This is a genomic window from Pararcticibacter amylolyticus, assembly GCF_003130405.1.
Classification (GTDB): Bacteria; Bacteroidota; Bacteroidia; order Sphingobacteriales; family Sphingobacteriaceae; genus Arcticibacter; species Arcticibacter amylolyticus.
Map to the genome: position 1 here is coordinate 21,939 of NZ_QEAS01000023.1, position 13,337 is coordinate 35,275.

Consider the following 13,337-nt stretch of genomic DNA (forward strand, 5'->3'; position numbering starts at 1 on the left):
GTACAGGGGCTGGCTTGCCGGCCAGCCCCCTGTACTTTTTTATTTTTCGCTCCTCACCATGTCAACCATCAGGGAGATCTCATCCACCGCTGCCTGCCTGCTGCTGTTGAACCCGGTCAGCTTAAAACGGATATTCCCTTTCCCGTCGATAAGGAATTTTGCCGGGATGCCTGATACATGGTAATCCGCTACCACCTTGTTTGCTTTGGTTTCAGGATCCTTTGTATCCATCAATACATGAAAATCATATTTCATACCGGCAATATATGCCCTGGCGTCCGCTGCCGGATCTGGGGTTCTTTCCCAGGTATGAATAAATAAAAACTTCACGTCAGGATCGTCTTTATATTTATCTACAGCCATTTGCATCGCAGGAAAAGAAGCCTTACAGGGCACACACCAGGTTGCCCAAAAATCGAGAATGACGATCTTTCCTTTGAAGGCAGAAAGGGTAACCTTCTTCCCGTTTAAGTCTGTCAGCGTAAAATCGACAGCCGGTTCACTGATCATTTTTTTCATCAGTCGTTCTTTCAGATCGTTGCCGGCCCCTTTACGAATATCTTCCGTCAAGGTCTCCAAACCTGCATTACTTCCTTTAACTCTCACATATAACATCCGGAATACCTCCCACATTTCCTCCGTTGTCTCTCCCGATCTTACCGCCATTTCGATCTTGTCATAAGCGTCGCGGTCCCGGTTAAGTGCTATCAGGATATTGGCATAAGTGAAATTCACCGGGGTGCTTCTTCCTTTTGCGGCACTGTCAGCGATCTCTATATATTTCAATGCTTCCAGATATTTTTTCTGTTCATATAATATCCGGGCATATCCTCCGCACATTTCAGCATAGCCTGAAGCGGCCCACTTAGCCGCTGTGCTGTTACCTATTTTTCCTTCGGCATAGGGCAAAGTGGCCTCCACCGCCTTTTTCTGGTATAAAGCGGCGTTTGTTAAGTCGCCGTTGGCATGAAAAATATCAGACAGATCGTGATAGGGCTTCCGCTTCCAAAAATCTGCCTCCAGTAAACCGGCATAATAGTTTGCCTTAGCCTTATTCTTTTCCATTGCGTAGCCTTTAGCCAGGGTATAGCGTATACGATCATAAGGCAGCCTGTCCTCGCCCAGGGGTAATCGCGGGTAGTTTCCCGGAGGAAAGTTTTTAATGAATGCCCGGTATCCCTCTTCCATTTCCGGCAGGCTTTTCATCCGGGTGATTTCCTGCTGTGCCTTGCTCCGGGCTTCCAGGCCCCGCGGGAACTTCCTGATCGCAGCAGTCACCACCGAATCGAACGCCTTTGTATTGTTAATCCGGAAGTAATAGCTCGCGGCTATCCCCATATCATCTTCACGGGAGCTGGCAGCTAAAGCCTTGAGGCGACTGTTCAGCAGCTGCAGGACTGCCGGGTCTTTAGATGCAGCTAACCGGTCTAACTGTTTTTTGACGCTGTCAGGATTCATCCCGTTTTGCGGCTGTGCATGAAGAGTTACCACAGAAAGCAGTACTGCCGCACAGACAAAAACACCTTTATATTTCATCGTGTCCATTTATTCATAAAGAGTGGATAAAACAGCTGATTATAAAGGATTCTGAACAATCAGTGGATTGATCGCTGTCTCCGAGCTCGGTACAGGCCAGATGTAGCGGTTGTCTGCTGCCGGTATAGCGGGTGCATTACCCTGGGCTCCTGATTTAGCGGGCAATGTTAAGCCCTGGCGCTGCAAATCCGGAACGAGAAAGCCCTCTCCCAGCAGTTCGATCTTCCTCTCCTGTAATATGGAAGCGAGCAGGGTTGTTTGTGTATTAACAGTTCCTGAGGGGAACACATAAGAAGCATCCGACCTGTTCCTTACCGCGGCAAGCAAGTCCCTGGCCCTTGTGAGATTGGCTTCGCCGCCGGTACGCGTCAAAGCCTCTGCGTACGTTAAGAGCACTTCAGCATAACGGATCACCGGCACCCAGTCGGAATAAGAAACGGGGACTTTGAATTTACTTAACCATTTTTGGCTGGTGTTGGTAAATACAAAGTTTTTGCGTGCATCGGCAGACGTTGCTGAACTGTAAACAGGATCAGAGATAGTTGCCGAAGCATTAAGATAATACGAGCCATTGAAAGGAGCGATATTGAAAAAATTCGCGAGCAAGCCCGGCTCCGTAGAGGTAAACGGCAGTGAAAAAACTGACTCCGGTCCGGCATAGCTGCCGCTGAATACAGTTGCAATGCTGGCCTCCAGTTTATTGTTAACACCGCCGGAGGGAGCCTGAAAGGGAGCCTCAGCTGATACAATTTTACTACCTTCGGCGATAACCCCGGCATAATCGCCTTTAGCCAGATCCACTCTTGCTTTAAGCGCGACGGCTGTATTTTTTGTGGCCCTGGTAGTATTTAAAACGGTGGTACTATAGTGAACCGGCAAAGCCCCCTCAGCATCATTTAAATCTTCGAGCACCTGGTTGTAGATCTCAGCAACCGAACTTCGTGCCAGCTGGTTCCCTTCATTGGATCTTTCCGCCTTCAACCGTAAAGGCAGGCCAGGTGAGGCTCCTCCGTCACGTGTATAAGGCTGGGCATAAATTTGTACCAGGGTGAAATAGCAAAGGGCCCTGATAAACTTAGCTTCACCGGAAAAACCGGCATATTGCTCTGCTGTAATTTTATTTTTGTTCTGTTCCAGGCCCGCCAGGAAGGTGTTTACAGCATTAATTGCCGCATAACCGGTGCTCCAGGTATTAATCACCTCTGTGGTACTGGGATTAACGGCCTGCAGCCAACTTTGCTGCCCGGTGGTGACGTTGGGCTTATTCATAATAAATTCGTCGCCCCGCAGTTCGTTGTAGATGATCACCCCTCCGCCATAAAAGAAAACACTTTTTAAAGACGCGTAAAGTCCGTTGATCTGGGCTGTGATGCGGGTTTCATTATCAAATGCCGTAGCATCGGAGATACTGGTCCGGTTGGCAGGGTCCAGGAGGTCTTTTTTGCAGGCAAAGCCCGACGTTAAAAGGCAGCCTAGCAGTGAGGCTCTTATAATGATTGTTTGATATCTTCTGATGGTTTTCATTGTGTTTGTCATTAAAATCCTACATTAACTCCGATGATGAACGACCTGCCTGCAGGTACAGAATTCTTATCACGTCCGGAGGCCGTATTAGAATCGCCGTTGGCAGAAATTTCCGGATCGGAACCTGAGTACTTCGTATGTAAAATAATGTTGCTGGCCGAACCATACACCCTGACCGATGAGATCCCGGTCTTCCCGTACAGCTTTACAGGGATGGTGTATCCGAGAGAAGTGGTACCCAGTTTGATATATGTTCCGCTCTCTGCATTGAAAGAATTAGGCAATACAGAACCACTGGCCTGCTGATCATTATAATACACGGCCGGAATGTCTGTCACATCCCCCGGAGCTCTCCACCTGCGTAAGATATCTTTCTGATTATTAAAGAAATTATTATTCAGCAATGTGGCTTTCGTCCCGTTATAGATCAGGTTGCCGCCCGAGAATACCACATTTACATAGAGATCGAATTGTTTGTATCTGAAAGTATTGTTGAATCCGCCATACCAGGTGGGCAGGGATGGCCCCATAATCACCCCATCGCCATAAGCATCCATTGCAGGAGCTGCGGTTCCATCCAGGTAAGACCATTTGCCTCCTACAGGGTTATACTGTACGGTTGCACCGTCCCTGTTGATATACGTCCTTAATCCATTCTCCGGATTTACCCCATTTGTTTTAACTACATACACCGAAGCTACTGAGTATCCGGCCCGGGTAATATTAGAGGTTTCCAGGCTGGCCGTCCAGATATCGGTATTGTTGGCCAGGGCGGTAACGCGGTTTTTTAGTGTACTGATGTTAAACCCGGAGGTCCACTGGAAAGCGCCGCGATCCATAACATGGGCCTTGATATCAAATTCGAAGCCCCGGTTAAACATGGATCCCACATTCGTATTAATGGAATTACCCGGAATACCTTTTGAAGGAGCCTGGGGAGCGGCTAAGATTAGTCCGTCGATACTGTTATGGTAATAATCAGCGTCGAGGGTAATTTTATTCTGCCACAGCCCGATGTTCACCCCTATATCTGTTTTCTTGCTGGTCTCCCACTTCAGGTCAGGGTTTCCCGTTTGCGAGAGAGCAATCGAGGCAACTCCCCCATAAGTGCCTGCACTGTACAATGACGATGCGGCATAATCACCAATGTTAACGTTACCTACCTGGCCGTAGCTGGCGCGAAGCTTAAGGGAGGAAACCGTTCCTGCCAGGACTGAGTTGCGGTAGAAGTTTTCTTCGGAAAGGTTCCAGCCAACAGAGCCTCCGCCAAAGTTCCCGAACTTATGATTAAGCGCAAGCCCCGAAAATCCATCTCTTCTGAAGCTCGCACTTAACAGGTACTTTTTCTTATAATCATAAAAAACATTACTGAAGTAAGACCTGTACCCATTTTCCGTATGGGTCCCCTCAGCATCGCTTATGTCAGTGAACCCACCGGCATAAGAATCAAAGTAGGGATCGATCAAACCGGTACGGGTGGCGGATGTTCCATTCATTACCGTATGGATCTCTTCATAACCTGCCAGCGCACTGATATGATGATCACCCGCTATTGTCGTTTTATAACTAATGGCGTTGGTAAAGCTTGTGCGGTAGTTGGTATTGTAGTCGCTGGAAGCAGAACCATTACTGCCAAACGCGCTGCCCTGGAGTGGGTTACCAAAACTGGTGTTAGCCACATTGAGGCTGTTGATACTGTAGTTTGTTTTTACCTTAAATCCTTTAAACAGTTCCCACTCGGCGTATACCAGTCCCAGGAAGTTATTGCTTTCAGAAGCATACTTATCATGATCGATTATCGGCAAAGGGTTATAGTAGCCGACAAGGATGGTATTGGGACCGAAGCCAAGGCTGTTGGCGCTGACATTATACGAGCCGTCCGGGTTATAGGGCAGCACATTGGGCGGCAGCACCATAGACTCGCGCGTCAGGTTATTCCTGCCGAAAGAATTATTGACACCTGTGGTCAGGTTGTTGTTGACAGCGTTGCTGTAAGTGAAATTAGTTCCGATATGCAAGCCTTTTATCAGCAGGTGATCCAGGTTTGCCCTGGCCGACTTACGCTGGAATTTATTCTTTACCAGGAATCCCGTCTGGTCGCTGTAATTGAGCGACACAAAATAACTGGTGGTTTCCGAAGCTCCGGAAACACTGAGATTGTGATTTTGCGAGCGGCCGGTTTGATAGAAGTAATCGTACCAGTTGGTTTCCTGTATGGAGCCGTCAGCATTTTGTCCAAGGGCGTATGCCTGCTTGAGGCCCGAGTTGGCCTGGGCTTCGTTCTTAATCGTCACATAATCCTGCGCACCCAGCAATTCGGGTAACTTGGGTTTTCGGGTAATTCCCGCGTAGGCATCATAAGACACCCTTGCTTTACCGGCTTTGCCCTTTTTAGTGGTGATCACCACCACGCCGTTTGCAGCGCGGGAGCCGTAAATCGCTGTTGCTGAAGCGTCTTTTAGTATTTCAACAGACTCAATGTCATTTGGATTGATGCTGGACAAGGGATTGTTTCCGGTAGCCGCCGAAAAGCCGGCATTCCCGGTAAATGATGTAACCCCGTCAATAATGATCAGCGGATAAGAACTCAGGTTGATGGAGTTAGTTCCCCTGATACGGAATACCGGGGTGGCATCCAGGGAACCGCCGTTCGATGTCATCTTAACGCCTGCTGCCTGCCCCGCTAAAGCCTGGTCGAAACTTGGAACCGGCCTGTTCTCAATCGCACTGCCGTCAATCCGTGCTGAAGAACCGGTGAACTCAGCCCTGTTCTGAACGGTATAACCGGATACCACTACATCTTTAAGTTGTTCGGCAGCGGGGGAAAGTGTCACTGAGAAAACGGTCTCCGTCCCGGTTTTGATCTCCTTCGGTTCGTACCCGATAAATGAAAAAACAAGAACAGCATCGCGGCTGGTCACTTCCAGGCTGAAATGGCCTTCGGAATCCGATATTACCACATTGCTTTTCCCTTTCTCCTTCACCGTTACTCCCGGCATGGTCTGCCCCTTCTCGTCTTTAACTGTTCCCGAGATGGTCACCTTGTCCGGGGCAGCCTTCGTTTCCTGTACCGGCACAGGCTTTCTCCTTCCTTCAATCAGGATGATCTTATTTTCCTGATCAATAGTATAGCCCAGGTTATACTTACCCAGTAATTGTTTTAAAACATCTGCCAGCTCGCTTTTATTGAAATCTGCATCCACAGAAAGGTCTTTATTCACCTCTTTAGACGACCATACGAAGTTATAGCCTGTTTGTTTCCTGATTTCCTTAAACACTTTAATCAGGGAAACCCTCTTCTGAGTGAAGGTGACGGATTGCCCGAAAGAGGAAGCGCTTACCTGCAGGAGCGAAACAAAAACGAGAAGGAACGTGAGCTTCATAATCCGGAGAATATTAGGGACGCAGCGTGGCAGCCGCATAAAATTCCTGGTAAAAATTCTATACATTTACATACTTTTAAATCGTGAATAATTGTTTGAGACGCAGTCATTCCCCGGTCTTACCGGGAAAGATTTAAGAGCCTGAGAAAGGGAGTGTTGACAGCACTTCCTTTCGCTCTGTAAGCCGTTTGGTAATTTCCCTGTTGATTCCTCCTTTTATCAGTGTAGCAAATAATTTTCAGCGTTTAACGGACATTTCCCGGATATACCGTTATCACCCTGCCTTCGATTTTAAAACGGACCTGTCTGGTCATTTCCATCACCTGCAATACCTTCGATATATTAGTATACCGGGTGATGCTGGCCACAAAGGTGAGCTGCCTTAAAGACTCTTCTTCAAACCTGACGTCTACGTCGTACCAGCGGCCCAGCTCCTGCATCACACTAGCCAGCGCCACGTCATTGAACATAAAATAACCGTTTTTCCAGGCAACCGACTCCTCTGTATCCACATCCCTCACTTCGATGTTTCCTTGCCTGTATTTTGCCTGTTCTCCGGGCTTAAGAAGCCGGGAAGACTCCTTCGTGGTGATCTTCACTGCACCCTCCAGCAAGGTGGCAGATTCATGTTTTTCATCCGGATACGCGTGGATATTGAACTGGGTACCTATATCTTCCACTATTCCGCCGGCAGTTTGCACTTTGAATGGATGCGCAGCGTGATGGGTCACTTCGAAATAAGCTTCACCGCTCAGTTTCACCACACGCTCCGCGCCGCTGAAGTTCACAGGAAAGGTGAGGCTTGACTGAGCATTTAGCCAAACCCTGGTTCCGTCGGCCAGCACAACAGGATAGGGCGATTGTTCCCCCCTTGCTGTCGTTAAAGTATTGAATCCGGTTTCCTGGTTTCCGCTGGCAGACTGATAAACAAGCTGCCCGTCGAGAGCATCTATGCGGGTCTGCCCCTCGGTTGCGATCTCTCCGTTCAGACTCCGGGTGAGCGTTATCTTTTTCCCGTTAGCAAGAACAAGCGTAGCCCGCGAATGGCCGGGGGCTACGTCGTCTTTAGAGGCAAGTTGCTGCGAAGATTGTTTTGCAGATCTGTTCAGAAAGAAGTAGCTGCCAATGATAATGGATAACAGGATCGTAGCCGCTGCTGAGACAGGAATCCATGCCCGTCTTCTGCGAGCCGGACGTAAACGACTGTCGAGCAGAGCTGCAAGACGATTTTCGTCTCCATATTTAGCGGCGTCCCATGATAATCGCTTATCCTGCTGGAAGCGCTCATAGATTGACGCGTAAAGCCTCAGTTCTTCGTCTGAAGCCTTCCCGCCGGCAACTTTAGCCGCCAGTTCAAGGAAGTCTTTTTGTTCCATATCATGTGTATGGCACAAAAAGGACCTTCAGCCCCTATATAATTTTAAAAAAAAATTAACACGCTGATTAAAAGAAGATCATATAAGCTGATAAGCGGCTTAGTGTGACCCGTAGTTTTTTGAGCGTTGAAGTCATATGGTTTTCCACTGTTTTTTCAGAAATGTCGAGGCGGCTGGCAATCTCTTTGTTGGACAGTTGTTCATAACGGCTTAAGCGGAATACTTCCCTGGCTTTTTCCGGTAAAGACCTGGTAAATTCAGCAATCACATTTTTGAGCTCTTTCAGCTCTAATGTTTCATCACTAAACCCAGGTTCATGACCGCTTATTTGTTCCAGTGCAGTAAAGAAGCCGCTCCTGGCTTTGCCCTCCCTCAAGGCATTTGCTACCTTAAAGCGGACAGCCGCATAGAGATAAGCCCGTAGATTGTCTACGTGGAAATTCTCCCTGTTAGACCAGATCCAGGCAAAAACCTCCTGCAGCACGTCGAGCGTTGCAGCTTCATCACGCAATACATTGTAGGCGGAACGATAGAGTGCCGACCAATGCCGGGTATAAATTTGTGTATATGCAGCGGTGTTACTCCCCCGCAGAAGGACAACTAATTCACTATCGGTCAAAACGCTATAGGAGCTCATGAGACCCTAATATAAGCTTTTCTCCGACAAAGATCAAATCCATGAACCCGGTACAGTCCCGGCAGCTTACAGTTTAGCCACTCCAACAGCCTGAAGACCTCTGGGGCCGCGCTCTGTTGTAAAAGTTACCTTATCATTCTCTTTAGCCTCGTAGGTCAGGCTGTTCACATGAAAGAACACATCTTCTTTCGTCTCGCTGTCGCGGATAAATCCGAAGCCCTTCGCCGTGTTATAAAAGTTGATAACGCCGGTATTCGGGGCGTCTTTCGGCCGTTGTACCTGTTTTGGTATAGCCACTGCTATGTCGTCCAGATCAACAGGCTTTGGAGCCATAAATTCTGTAAATGTGGTGGTGAGATTACCGTTCTCATCCACATACGCCATCATATCTTCCAGGCTTTTGCCTTTGTCTGAATTGGCTTTCCGGTTCTCTGCTTTAGCTTTCTTGTCCTGTTGCTTTTTAAGGCGTTTCTTTTCTTTTTCTTTTTTGTTAAATGTCTCGTTGGATCTTCCCATTCGGTTTGTTAAAATTATATGATAAAAAAAACACCTGCCGGTGGGCAGGTGTTCGAAGTAAATCTTATAGTGATAATTAAATTACTTTAACGTTTACTGCGTTCAGCCCTTTCCTGCCATCTTCCACTTCGAAGCTCACTTTGTCGTTCTCACGGATCTGGTCAATCAAGCCAGTAGAATGTACGAAGATATCTGATCCCGTACCATCTTGCGAAATAAATCCAAAACCCTTCAGGGTATTGAAAAACTTCACTGTTCCTTCTTTTTGCATTATATTATTTTTTAATAAGTGTGCAATATAGGCTTAATTTCCGACATCCTCCCCATTTTGAAAAAAAATATACTAAAAGTTAGGAATCACGCCCGGAGACGAAAAGATTTATTTAATTTCTTATGTAACCTTTTTCAGAGCCTAACGTAGCAATCAGCGGGCACTCAGACCTTATTCTTTCTGACTGCCGAAAAAGAATTTATTTAATTAACAGAGAAAAGAAATGAAGAAAACCTTTCTGGCCGCAGGTATTTTCGCCCTGGCCTTATTCGGAGCGTGTAAAAAGGGTGATAAAGACCAGCCGGTAAACCTGGTAACGAAAATTTCCAACGTCGACGGTTCAACTGTCCAGGAATATGATTACGACAGCAGACACCGCTTAATCAACATCCGGTTTAAAAGTGACAGCCGCCGCGACAGCGACGTTATTTCATATGATGCTGCGGGAAGAGTGGCTAAGTTCGACCAGTATGATACTGAAGGCCTGGACGAAAGCATCAGCTACTCGTATGAGGGTAATACTGTTACCCGGACAAAAACGGGTTACTCCAGTGACGGGATCACTTCAACGAGCTCCTCTTCATTCGTGATCAACGCACAAAATCAACTGCTTGAACAACCCAGGGGGGATTATAAGTATATGTATGAATACGACCAGAACGGCAACATGGTGAAAAAGATCAAGGTATATACGGATGGCACGCAAAATGTTGCAGACTTCTATGTGTTTGACGACAATTCGGGCATGGCTTCCAATTGCACCACTCCTTACTGGTGGTTCATCGTTGAAGACCTGTTTCCCTTTGGAAGCAGTACCAACCTGTTATCAACCAAAGACGAGACCAAGGCCTTCGCATACGCCTTTGACCTTCATGGCTACCCCGAGGGGATGCTTGAGGTCAAAATAAAAGATGGAGTGAGAACCCCTTACCGTGAATTTAAGCTGGAATACATCACGATAAGATAAAGTATTTTCAAAAAGAGGCTGTCCGGCTTTGAAATGAACTTCAAAAGCCGGACAGCCTCTTTTCATACAGACGCCTTCTTTTCAGCGGCAGCCTCCGGACCGCACTACCTGAAGTAGCCGGAAACCCTCTCCGGACTGAGCATTTGCCAGAGCGAGGCAACAGTCCAGCCCGGCGCAAAAATGTCATTGTAAAAACCTTTGCCGTTTTTGCCATAGTCCCAGTTGGTGTGCTGTACTACCTCGGGGTAATAGCCTGCCTTCCCGATATCATACATATTACCTTCCTGCGGCATCAGCTGCAGCATGGAGCTCCTGATAACGGAAGAAAACTCAGAAAACCGGGGTTCTTTCCGTTCGCGGGCCAGCCAGTCAAGAACCGTGGCAAATTCAAAAATGAACACGTCAATATGGTTGTTTTCAACCGAGACATTCCCCCACCCTCTTGATTTAAACCCAACATCTCCGAGCATCTGTCCACGCGCAAACGGCACATCCCACAAATAATACCATGACAGGCAGAAGTAAGCTGATTTCTTGCAGAGATCCGTGTAACGCTGACGCTCTTTCCCTTTTGAAACCATAGCCAGGTAGTACATGGCCGTAGAGGCATACAGGGAAGCTTCTTTGTCTTCACAGTTAGCGTCGAGTGTGGAAGAAAAATAATCGGCTTTTGAGATCAGTTCTTTCTCCAGGTACACGGCAGTCCTCTTAGCACTCTCCAGGTATTGCTTGTTTTTAAAATAAGCATATGCCATTGTCAGCGGCAATGTCGCAGAAGGGGTGCTCCCGCCGGATGCATCTGTTAAGCTGAAATTATCATCAAACTTACGCGGAAAGCTGCCCTCCGGCTCCTGTAGTTTCAGAAAGTTATCAAGCAGCTTTTTCATCCTGGTCTCCCACTGAGGGTGCAAGCGCCCTCTTTTCCGTTCATATCCCAGGTAGTTAAGAACTGCAAACACGCCTTCCGACTGACGGCGTATGCTGAATTCTTTGGTCTCTGAATGGTGATCATAATCAACAAACTCCCTGAAGAATCCGGCGGGGGTAAATCCTGCTTTCAGGAAACTGTCAAACACCGCATTTGCTTTCGCTACCAGGTCAGGTTTGCTGTTCTGCTCTCCATACTCAAGCGCGTTGAAGGCGTTAAGCAAAACACGGCCTACAAAGCCTACTTCTACGGAACCTGTACTTTGGCAGTCATCGATTCTCATATGAACTCCCGAAAAGTACTTTAGATCATATTTATCCACGTAACTTTCTGTAAAGAAGTTAGACAGGGCAGCTTTTGCTTCCGCAGTATTCATGGTGCCGGCGACCTGCTGAGGACGCATGGCATCAAACGAGTAGTTCCATACATCGGCTACAAATGCAGAATAATCTGCGGCCCTGCCCCTCCTGATCTCCCAAACCAGTTCGCGGGTTTCACCCTGCTCCAGTTTTTCAAATGCCTGTACACCGGGAGCCAGTGTAAGTTTGCGGATATATGTTTGAGGCGCTTCATGATACGGAAACCCGAATACCAGGGCCGTTCCGCCGTCTGTATTGCGGAATCCGGTATGCCCCAGGGAGGTTTTCCCGGAAAGGATCACCTCTCCGGAATTATGCGCCGAAAGGCTCTCATGTTCAAATTTATCAACCCTCAGAACAGTATAATAATCACCTGTCCTTTCGTTATAAATACCCGTTAGCGGTGCACTCAGGCGGTCTTCCCTCACCTGCCAGCTATCGCTGGTATGGAAGGAAGGCGCCTCTTTGGGCGAACGCAGGTTGCGGCGATACCAGAAGCCGGGCATCAGGAACTGGCAGTCGCTGTGCCTGATGGCGTCCGGAAGTTTATATACCTCTTCGAAATTGTAATAAACAGGCTGGTTCGCTTTCAGCGTAACCGTAATGCGGGTAATATCACCATTTTGTATTTTCCGCTGCCTGATTTCGAGAGGCAGGGTTTCATTTGCCCGGAGCTCTCCTGACGGTGATTCCAGCAGCAAATGTGATGAAGCCGGGTTCCCCGGCTTTTTTAAGGTGATCCTGTACTCTGTTCGGGTTTCAGATACCTGGGCAGAACTAAATGCCCAGGTTGTTATCAATAAGGTAACCGCAAATAATCTTCTCTTCATTTATTTCTGTTGTTAATTCAAATATATCCATGCAGGAGTCATTATCTCACCACAAGGGGCTGCTGCACATTTTCACCCGTTTGCATTACCGGGATTCCGCTTCCTGTGAAATTGACATCTGTTATATACATTACCCTGGGCAAAACTTTGCTGCTGGAATAATGCGCATGAAAAACCATCTTTAACTGTCCGGCCTTATCCCTGAAGAGAGAATGATGGCCTACCCCAACAAGGTTACCCGGCTTTTGCAACACCGGGTTTCCGCTGTACTTGGTCCAGGGGCCGGCAGGTGATGCAGCAGTAGCGTATCCCACTCCATAATACTGGCTTTCAAAATGATTAGCCGAATAAGTCATGTAATAAACACCTTCATGTTTGATCACGAAAGGCCCTTCATTGATTCGTCCCTGGATGGTTTCCCAGGGCTGCGACACATTGAAGCAACGCGTCATTGTCCCGGGCTTTATCGTTTTCAGATCGCTTTCCAGCTCAGCCATCCATATCACCGATCCGTCTGTGAACCTGACAAAGTACAGATAGGCCTTTCCGTTTTCATCGATGTACAGGGAATTATCAATTGCCTTCTCTGTAGTGAGCATCGCTCCTTTGGTTTCCTGCCTGAACGGGCCCATCGGCGAATCTGCTGTGGCAACTCCAATATGCTCGTCTGCAGTGAAGTACATAAAGAATTTGTTTTTTTCCCTGATGTAATAAACTTCAGGCGCCCAGAACCAGCGGCCCGCCCAGGTACTGTCTTTATGAAGTGCCAGAGCCGGTGATCTTTTCCACGTCTGCAGATCATCCGAGGTGTATACCTCTATGCCATCGGAGGCATTAGTGCCGTAAGCATAGTATTTTCCCTCATGGAGCAGGATATAAGGGTCACCCAGTAATACAGGGGTGTTATATTCAAAATCTGTTGTTTTATCTTTTTCACACGACAGGATCACCGTCAGTATAAATACAAAGAACACATATTTTATTGCTTTCATATTAATCTTCTTTAGCCG

At 47.5% G+C, this 13,337-nt stretch carries 10 protein-coding genes; 1 reads left to right on the forward strand and 9 read right to left on the reverse strand.

Annotation, left to right across the window (positions count from 1 at the left end):
* Nucleotides 1-39 precede the first annotated feature (39 nt).
* The 7 genes from DDR33_RS21520 to DDR33_RS21550 all read right to left on the reverse strand — a co-directional run bounded on the left by DDR33_RS21520 (nt 40) and on the right by DDR33_RS21550 (nt 9,243).
* Complete coding sequence (locus tag DDR33_RS21520; protein ID WP_158280827.1) at nt 40-1,536, reverse strand: TlpA disulfide reductase family protein; 1,497 nt, start codon at nt 1,534-1,536, stop codon at nt 40-42.
* Between the two features lie 39 nt (nt 1,537-1,575).
* Nucleotides 1,576-3,060 carry a RagB/SusD family nutrient uptake outer membrane protein gene (locus DDR33_RS21525; RefSeq protein WP_158280828.1) on the reverse strand — a complete coding sequence of 495 codons (1,485 nt, stop codon included), beginning with the start codon at nt 3,058-3,060 and terminating at the stop codon, nt 1,576-1,578.
* 11 nt (nt 3,061-3,071) lie between these two features.
* Complete coding sequence (locus DDR33_RS21530; protein ID WP_109417876.1) at nt 3,072-6,509, reverse strand: SusC/RagA family TonB-linked outer membrane protein; 3,438 nt, start codon at nt 6,507-6,509, stop codon at nt 3,072-3,074.
* A 179-nt stretch (nt 6,510-6,688) separates the two neighbouring features.
* The gene (locus DDR33_RS21535; RefSeq protein ID WP_109417877.1) at nt 6,689-7,819 is read right to left on the reverse strand and encodes a FecR family protein; all 1,131 of its coding nucleotides are present in this window, start codon (nt 7,817-7,819) and stop codon (nt 6,689-6,691) included.
* Between the two features lie 67 nt (nt 7,820-7,886).
* Nucleotides 7,887-8,456: an RNA polymerase sigma-70 factor gene (locus tag DDR33_RS21540; RefSeq protein WP_109417878.1), complete on the reverse strand. Its 570-nt coding sequence runs from the start codon at nt 8,454-8,456 to the stop codon at nt 7,887-7,889.
* 66 nt (nt 8,457-8,522) lie between these two features.
* Nucleotides 8,523-8,972 (reverse strand): cold shock domain-containing protein, encoded by a 450-nt coding sequence (locus tag DDR33_RS21545; protein ID WP_109417879.1) that lies wholly within the window; start codon nt 8,970-8,972, stop codon nt 8,523-8,525.
* A 76-nt stretch (nt 8,973-9,048) separates the two neighbouring features.
* Nucleotides 9,049-9,243: a cold-shock protein gene (locus DDR33_RS21550; protein WP_109417880.1), complete on the reverse strand. Its 195-nt coding sequence runs from the start codon at nt 9,241-9,243 to the stop codon at nt 9,049-9,051.
* Nucleotides 9,244-9,466: 223 nt separating this feature from the next.
* Here DDR33_RS21550 and DDR33_RS21555 point away from each other — a divergent pair, with 223 nt between their 5' ends.
* Nucleotides 9,467-10,210 (forward strand): hypothetical protein, encoded by a 744-nt coding sequence (locus tag DDR33_RS21555; protein WP_109417881.1) that lies wholly within the window; start codon nt 9,467-9,469, stop codon nt 10,208-10,210.
* Between the two features lie 104 nt (nt 10,211-10,314).
* Here DDR33_RS21555 and DDR33_RS21560 read toward each other — a convergent pair whose 3' ends face one another.
* Both DDR33_RS21560 and DDR33_RS21565 read right to left on the reverse strand, forming a co-directional pair.
* Entirely contained in the window at nt 10,315-12,327 is a 2,013-nt protein-coding gene (locus DDR33_RS21560) for a hypothetical protein (protein ID WP_109417882.1), read from the reverse strand.
* Between the two features lie 41 nt (nt 12,328-12,368).
* Complete coding sequence (locus DDR33_RS21565) at nt 12,369-13,319, reverse strand: glycoside hydrolase family 43 protein (RefSeq protein WP_109417883.1); 951 nt, start codon at nt 13,317-13,319, stop codon at nt 12,369-12,371.
* Nucleotides 13,320-13,337: the final 18 nt, after the last annotated feature.

What these genes read in the sequence shown, in the direction of transcription:
- DDR33_RS21535 (WP_109417877.1), bottom strand. Translation starts at nt 7,819, where the DNA reads ATGGAACAAAAAGACTTCCTTGAACTGGCGGCTAAAGTTGCCGGCGGG.
- DDR33_RS21520 (WP_158280827.1), bottom strand. Translation starts at nt 1,536, where the DNA reads ATGAAATATAAAGGTGTTTTTGTCTGTGCGGCAGTACTGCTTTCTGTG.
- DDR33_RS21555 (WP_109417881.1), top strand. Translation starts at nt 9,467, where the DNA reads ATGAAGAAAACCTTTCTGGCCGCAGGTATTTTCGCCCTGGCCTTATTC.
- DDR33_RS21565 (WP_109417883.1), bottom strand. Translation starts at nt 13,319, where the DNA reads ATGAAAGCAATAAAATATGTGTTCTTTGTATTTATACTGACGGTGATC.
- DDR33_RS21560 (WP_109417882.1), bottom strand. Translation starts at nt 12,327, where the DNA reads ATGAAGAGAAGATTATTTGCGGTTACCTTATTGATAACAACCTGGGCA.
- DDR33_RS21540 (WP_109417878.1), bottom strand. Translation starts at nt 8,456, where the DNA reads ATGAGCTCCTATAGCGTTTTGACCGATAGTGAATTAGTTGTCCTTCTG.
- DDR33_RS21545 (WP_109417879.1), bottom strand. Translation starts at nt 8,972, where the DNA reads ATGGGAAGATCCAACGAGACATTTAACAAAAAAGAAAAAGAAAAGAAA.
- DDR33_RS21530 (WP_109417876.1), bottom strand. Translation starts at nt 6,509, where the DNA reads ATGTATAGAATTTTTACCAGGAATTTTATGCGGCTGCCACGCTGCGTC.
- DDR33_RS21525 (WP_158280828.1), bottom strand. Translation starts at nt 3,060, where the DNA reads ATGAAAACCATCAGAAGATATCAAACAATCATTATAAGAGCCTCACTG.
- DDR33_RS21550 (WP_109417880.1), bottom strand. Translation starts at nt 9,243, where the DNA reads ATGCAAAAAGAAGGAACAGTGAAGTTTTTCAATACCCTGAAGGGTTTT.